This is a genomic window from Pinirhizobacter sp. (assembly GCF_035317885.1).
In the GTDB taxonomy this organism is placed as follows: Bacteria; Pseudomonadota; Gammaproteobacteria; order Xanthomonadales; family Rhodanobacteraceae; genus Pinirhizobacter.
Genome location: NZ_DATHFX010000157.1, coordinates 1 through 6,793 on the forward strand (window position 1 = coordinate 1; position 6,793 = coordinate 6,793).

7 protein-coding genes are annotated in these 6,793 nt (G+C 66.5%); 2 read left to right on the plus strand and 5 right to left on the minus strand.

Translation table 11 applies throughout. The annotated features are described in order from the left end of the window. The 5 genes from eutB to VK519_RS04745 all read right to left on the minus strand — a co-directional run. Positions 1 to 616 (minus strand): ethanolamine ammonia-lyase subunit EutB (gene eutB, locus VK519_RS04725; protein ID WP_324347979.1); only part of this gene is annotated, 616 nt, incomplete at its 3' end. After that, positions 613 to 1,383: a DeoR/GlpR family DNA-binding transcription regulator gene (locus VK519_RS04730; protein ID WP_324347980.1), complete on the minus strand. Its 771-nt coding sequence runs from the start codon at positions 1,381 to 1,383 to the stop codon at positions 613 to 615. The genes eutB and VK519_RS04730, both read right to left, overlap by 4 nt. Further along, complete coding sequence (locus VK519_RS04735; protein WP_324347981.1) at positions 1,373 to 3,052, minus strand: ABC transporter permease subunit; 1,680 nt, start codon at positions 3,050 to 3,052, stop codon at positions 1,373 to 1,375. Before VK519_RS04735 ends, VK519_RS04730 begins: the two co-directional genes overlap by 11 nt. Continuing rightward, positions 3,049 to 4,080 (minus strand): ABC transporter ATP-binding protein, encoded by a 1,032-nt coding sequence (locus VK519_RS04740; protein WP_324347982.1) that lies wholly within the window; start codon positions 4,078 to 4,080, stop codon positions 3,049 to 3,051. The genes VK519_RS04735 and VK519_RS04740 overlap by 4 nt, the downstream gene beginning before the upstream one ends. A 2-nt stretch (positions 4,081 to 4,082) precedes the next feature. Then, entirely contained in the window at positions 4,083 to 5,129 is a 1,047-nt protein-coding gene (locus VK519_RS04745) for an ABC transporter substrate-binding protein (protein ID WP_324347983.1), read from the minus strand. A gap of 115 nt (positions 5,130 to 5,244) precedes the next feature. Here VK519_RS04745 and hisN point away from each other — a divergent pair, with 115 nt between their 5' ends. Then, the gene (gene hisN / locus VK519_RS04750; RefSeq protein WP_324347984.1) at positions 5,245 to 6,048 is read left to right on the plus strand and encodes a histidinol-phosphatase; all 804 of its coding nucleotides are present in this window, start codon (positions 5,245 to 5,247) and stop codon (positions 6,046 to 6,048) included. Further along, on the plus strand, positions 6,045 to 6,793 hold a 749-nt coding region (locus VK519_RS04755; RefSeq protein ID WP_324347985.1), incomplete at its 3' end, for an alkaline phosphatase family protein. The genes hisN and VK519_RS04755, both read left to right, overlap by 4 nt.

Genomic DNA, 6,793 nt, shown 5'->3' on the forward strand with positions numbered 1-6,793 from the left:
GCTGGTCATGCTCGATGACGGTGGAAAGCGAATCGCCTGCCGGATTGATGCCGATCACCGCGTCGCCACTGCCGTACATCAGGCCATCGATCATCGAGGCGGCGATGCCGGCGATGCTGTCGGTGGGATGGTTCGGCTGCAGGCGCGTGGACATGTGGCCGGGCAGGCCCAGCGTGTTGCGAAACGCAGTGACCACGCGGCGACGGCTGGCCACCTGGATCAATTCCTGGTTGCGCATCAGCTTGCTCGCCGCGGCAACCATCTCGGGGGTAAGTCCCGCCGCCACCGCGGTGAGTGCCGCGCCATCGGCCTGGAGCAGCCACTCGCGAAATTCGCCGACCGTCAGGTGCGACACCGGCGCAAAGGCAACGCTGTCGTGCCCATCGATGATCAACCGCGTGACTTCGTCGTCCTCGTAAGGAACGAAGACTTCGTCAAGGAAGCGTGCCAGCGGCACGTCGGCCAGCACGATGCGCGCGGCCATGCGTTCCTGCTCATCCTCCGCCGCCACGCCAGCCAGCACGTCGCCCGATCGCAACGGGCTGGCCCTGGCCAGCACCATACGCAAGCCATCGAAGACATGCATGCGCCCGGCGATGGCGGTGCGCAGGCTCATGCCAGTTCCACGCTCCCCACCAGTTTTGCCACGGCAGCCATGCCCGCGGCCTTGCCGGCGCGGCGGTTGGTCACCAGCACGTCGATATCCTTCGGCGTGCAGTAGCCGATGCGGCTACGCACGCCGATCTTGGCGTAGTCGGCTGCTACCAGTACTTGTTTCGCGTGCGTGGCCATGGCGCGGGCGACCTCGGCTTCCTCACCAAGGAAGCTGGTCGCCCCGGTGGTGGCATCCACGCCGACAGGCGACAGGATGGCCAGGTCCGGCTGGAAGCGTGATATCTCGGCCACGCAGGCCGCTCCATAGGTATGGCCTACCGCGGCGCCGAACTCACCGCCGAGCAAATGCACTCGATTGCGGCCCGGCGCGTCTCCGGAGCCAGCCAGGCGCCTGGCCGCATCCACGGAGTTGGTGATCACCGTCAGGCCCATGTGCGCGGACAGTGCCTCGGCGATCAAGGATGTCGTGCTGCCTGCATCCATGAAAAGAGTCTGGCCGTGTTCGACCAGGGTGGCCACCTTGCGCGCGATCGCGCGCTTCTCCCGCACGCGGGTTTCCGCTCGCACATCGATCGGAGGCTCGCCCTCTTCCACCAGCACCGCACCGCCGTGTACGCGGCGGATGTCGCCCAACGCTTCCAGTTCCACCAGGTCACGGCGGACGGTTTCGCGCGATACGTCCAGTTCCGCCACGATACGTTCAACCGAAACATGCCCGTTGACCTTCAGCATGCCTCGGATCAGGCGATAGCGATCTTCATGCCACATGTCGACTCCTTTTGACCATCATCGAGGCGCGTGCCGCGGCCAGGCGCATCGCCGCCACCGCCAGGCCCGTCACCACCATCACGCAAGTGGCGTACGCCGCCGCCTGCGACACCGAACCATTCATGTCCAACTGCATCACCGCCACGGCTGCCAGGTTCAGCGCCGGCGTCACCAGGAACACCACGCCCGACAAGGTCACCATCGAGCGCATGAAAAGAAAGAAGAACACAGATGCCATGGTGGGTGCTGCATACGGCAACACCACCTCGCCGATCCGGCGGGCGGTACCTGCGCCAAGGCATTGGGCCACTTCTTCCAGCGCCTGGGGAACGTTGCGCAGGCCAGCTACCATCGCAAGATACCCTTGCGCGTGGTAATGGTAGAAGTTGCACGCCACGAGGATCGCGATCGAGCCATACAACCAGCCGGACAACGGCCCGTCGTTGAAGGCCACCAGGTAGCCAATGCCCAGTACCAGGCCCGGAATGGCTGCCGGCAGCAGCGCCAGGAAACTGCTCATGGCCGCGAGTGGTCCACGCATGCGTCGCTGGGCCAGCGCCAGGCTGAACAGCAGCGCCGTGCCCACCAGCGCTGCGAGCAGCGACACCTCGAGCGAAGTCACGATGGGTGCGAAACCGTCGGCGAGGTTCACGTGGTAATTGGCCAGGGTAACGCCAAGCTTATAAGGCCAAAGGCGGGCAAAGCTCGCATAGACCACGATAGCCGTGGTAGCAACAATGGGAGCCAGGGCCACGAAGGCGACCACGCCCAGCCCAATGTCACGGGCAACATTGCGCGGTGCCTGCACCACCATCGCGCCATCGGCAACGCGCCCGCTACGCCGCGCAACGATGCGTTCGACGGCGATCGACAGCACCGCCGGCAGCAGCAGTACCGTGCCGATCGCCGCGCCCAGCCCGAAGTCCAGTTGCCCCGCCACCGCGGCATAGATCTCCGTGGCCAGCACCCGGTAGCGCCCACCGATGACGATGGCATTGCCGAAATCGGTCACGGTGACCGTGAACACCACGAAGGCCGCGGCCACCAGCGCGTAGCGGCATTGCGGCAGGGTGATGTCCAGGAACTGGCGCCAGCGCGAGGCACCCAGTACCTCTGCACCGTCGTAGTAGCGGCGGTCGGTGCGCGCAAGGCTTGAGGAGACGATCAGCACGACCTGCGGCAGGCCGTAGCAAGCATTGGCGAAAACGAGCCCCCAGAAGCCGTAGAGATCGATATTCCAGCCGGTCATCTGGTGTACCAGCCCGGCACGACCCAACAGGAAAATGATGCCCAGGGCCTGCACCAGCGACGGCGAAAGGATCGGCAGCAGCAGGGCAAAGCGCATCATCGCCTTGCCCCGCAGGCGCGAGCGGTGCAGCGCGAAGGCCACGGCGAACCCCGTCGACACACTGATGGCCGTCACCGTGGCGCCCATCACCAGGCTGTGCCATCCCGCTTGCAGTATCCGCGGTGACGCAAGCAGCGAGGCGTAGCGGGCAAACGTCCATGCACGGTCGTCACCGGTGACGCTACGTAGCACGATCAACACAAGCGGCCATGCAACGAACACCAACAACCCCAATAACGGCAGCGCGGCCAATGCGGCGAATACCGCCCGCCAGGCACCCTCGCGCCGCACGGGAACCTGCGACCAGGCGGCTGTATTCATGCCGCCACCCACACGCTGCGCGATGGATCCAGCCAGACGCTGGTGGTCTCGCCAGGCGCCGGCGTGCGCGACGGATGCATGTCGGCAAGCAATACCTTGCCGTGCCACTGTGCCGTGACCCGCGCCACGGAACCCAGGAATTGCACATCCGCGACGCGCGCATCGCCTGCGGGGTCCACGTCCAGGCGAACGTCTTCGGGCCGCACGCAGGCCTCGAAGGCAGTCTCCGCGCCACTGGGCCGGCCCTCGAGCAACGCCGGTGCGTGTTTGCGCACGAAGGTGGTATCGAGCAAGGTGGCCGCGCCAATGAAGCTGGCGACGAACCGCGTGCGCGGTCGCGCGTAGATCTCCCGCGGCGTGCCGACCTGCTCGATGCGGCCCTCGTTCATGCAGGCCACGCGGTCGGCCAGCACCAGCGCTTCTTCCTGGTCGTGGGTCACCATGATCGTGGGTATGCGCAGGCGCCGCTGCAGGGCATGCACTTCGCCGCGCAACTGCACGCGCACACGGGCATCGAGCGCCGAGAACGGCTCGTCCAGCAGCAGTACCGCCGGGTTCACCGCCAGCGCGCGCGCCATGGCCACGCGCTGCTGCTGGCCACCGGACAACTGCCAGGGCAAACGGCCTGCATGGCCTGCCATGCCGGTCATGCCAAGCAGTTCGTCCACGCGGCTGGACACCGCATGCCCGCTGGCGCCGCGGATGCGCATGCCATAACCGACATTCTGCGCCACCGTCATGTATGGGAACAGGGAATACGACTGGAACACGATGCCGAAACCGCGCTCGCGCGCCGGCACGCCGGCAAGGTCACGCCCGCCCAATCGCACGGAGCCTGCGGAAGGCTCCTCAAGGCCTGCGATGATGCGCAGCAAGGTGGTCTTTCCACAACCGCTCGGCCCTAGCAGGCAGATGAATTCACCCGCCTGCGCCTGCAGGGAAATATCGTGCAACACCGCTACGCCGTCGAACGACTTACCCAGGGAGTCGACGGAAAGCCGCGCGGCATCGGCGTGGACGGCGTCCATGCTCAGTGATCCTCCAGTGCCTTGAAGCGCGCGATGATGGCCGAGCGCTCGCGCGCGGCAATGCGGAAGTCCACCGGCGCCAACCGCGCATCGAGGTCGGCGGGAAGGCCCATCTGCACCTGGCGCGCATCGGGTTTACTGCCCGGTACCGTCACGATGGTCTTGAAGCGGGCATAGATGCGCGCGGCGTCGGGCGAGGCAAGGTAGTCGAGGAAGCGCGTGGCCGCGGCTTTGTTCTTCGATGCCTTCATGATCGCCGAGCCTTCCAGTTCGTAGCCGACGATATCCGATGGCACCACCATGGCCACCGGGTAGCCGGCATCGATCGACTGCAGGGCCACGAACGCCAGCGACACGCCGATGGCATATTCCCCGGTACGGGCAAGCTTGCACGGACTCGAGCCCGACGGCGTGTACTGCGCCACGTTCCGGCCGATCTGTCCCAACAGCGTCCAGCCGCGATCGCCCATCACCTGGGTGATCGCCGACACCTGCATAAAACCCACGCCCGAGGAAGCCGCATCGGGCATCACCACCTCGCCGCGGTATACCGGCTTTGCCAGGTCCTGCCATGTCCTGGGCATCGGCAGATGGCGCGATGCCAATGCCTCGGTGTTGACGCAGAACGCGGTGACGTAACCCGTGGGCGCATACCAGGTGGCATCGCGGTATCGCGCCGGCATGGCATCGATGCGCGGCGAGGAAAGGGGAGCCAGCAGCCCTGCCAGTCGGGGATCGAGCAGGCTCGACACGGCCTGGCCCCAGACCACGTCATTGCGGGGGGCCGCGGACTCGGCCAGCAGGCGCGCAGCGAGGTCGCCAGTGGACAGGCGCATCACATGGATGGTGAGGCCAGGCAGTGCCTTGTGCGCGCCTTCCAGATAGGCGGCTATCTCGTCTTCCTCGAGGGCCGAGTAGACGGTGAGCGCTTGGGCGCGTAGCGTGGCCGGCGCCAGCAGGCAAAGGAAGAAAACGCCAGTGATCGTGCCGCGGATGCCCATCGAAGACCTGCCCAGGACGGCGCCGTGGCCGTAGTGGATTTGTAACACGCCAATGTGGCAATTTGTGGACTATTGCCAAAATTAGGCGAACATCTGGCAAACCCCGCGCCCGGATGTCATCATGACTGCTGGCAAGGGAAAAAGCCCCCCGGAGCACCCATCGATGTCAAATCTTCGCCAAGGCGCCGCCTCGGATGCCGCGACGGCGCCGGGCATGGCCGCCTTCGCCGGCCACCTGGCCGACCTCGCCCGCGAGATCTCTCTCTCAGCCTTCCGGCGTGACCTGCACGTACAGCATAAAGCCGACGACAGCCCGGTGACGGCCATCGACCGCAGCATCGAGACGATGATCCGGCGTGAGATCGCCAGGGTCTTCCCCGACCACGGCATCCTGGGCGAGGAACACGGCCGCGCCCATCTGGACGCCGAGCACGTTTGGGTGGTGGATCCGATCGACGGCACGCGCAGCTTCATTTCCGGCTGGCCGCTGTGGGGGACGCTGATTGCCCTGCTCCACCGCGGCAAGCCGGTACTGGGGCTGGTGGACATTCCCTTCCTGGACGAACGCTGGACCGGTGCACCTGGCCAGGCCACGCTCTACAACGGCCGGCCCGTGCACGCGCGCGATTGCCGCGAGCTGGCCGACGCCACCGTGTATTGCACGTCGCCGGACATATTTACCCAGGACGAGCGCGCGGCCTTCGAGCGCGTCACCGCGGCGGCGCAGACACGCCGTTTTGGAGGCGATTGCTATAGCTACGCGATGCTGGCCTCCGGCCACCTCGATGCCGTGGTCGAGGCGCAGTTGCAACCCTATGACTACCTTTCGCTGGCGCCCGTGATCGAGGGCGCCGGCGGCGTGATCACCGGTTGGCACGGCGAGGCGCTCGGCATGGAGGGCAGCGGCCGCGTGGTGGCAGCCGCCACCCCGGAGCTGCATCGCCAGATACTGGAAAAACTCGCGTGACCGACCACGGCCGCCGCCGGTTCCTATCGGCGTCGGCCGCAGCCGCGGCAGCGGCCATGCTGCCACCGGCCATCGCACGTGCCCTGGCCATCCCCGCCCGGCGCACCACCGGCAGTATCCTGGATGTGCGCCACGTGGTGATCCTGATGCAGGAGAACCGCTCCTTCGATCACTACTTCGGGTTGATGCGCGGCGTACGTGGCTTTGGCGATCCGCGCCCGCTGCTTTTTCCCGATGGGAGCCCCGTGTGGCGCCAGCCCGCGGCAAGCATCCGCAGCAAACTCTACAAGCCGCGCGGCATGGCGGCCGATACGACGCACGTGTGGCCTTTCCCGATGGACCCGCGCCGCCATGGCGAGCATCTGCCCGGCACCGACCATGGCTGGAGCAGCGGTCACCTGGCCTGGAACCAGGGGCACTACGACAGCTGGGTGACGCAGAAACAGGACCCGCTGACCATGGGCTACCTGCGCCCGGACGAAGTGGCCTACCACCACGCGCTGGCCCATGCCTTCACCATCTGCGACGCCAACTTCGCCTCGGCGATGTCGGACACCGCGATCAACCGCATGTACCTGTTCTCCGGCACCGCCGATCCGCGCAATCGCCTGGGTTCGCGCGGCAATGGCCCGGGCATCGAGGAGCGGCCGAAGAAGAACGGCTACGGCTGGACCACCTACCCCGAGCGCCTTGAGCGCGCCGGCGTGAGCTGGCAGCTTTACCAGGGCGGCACGGGCGATCCTGG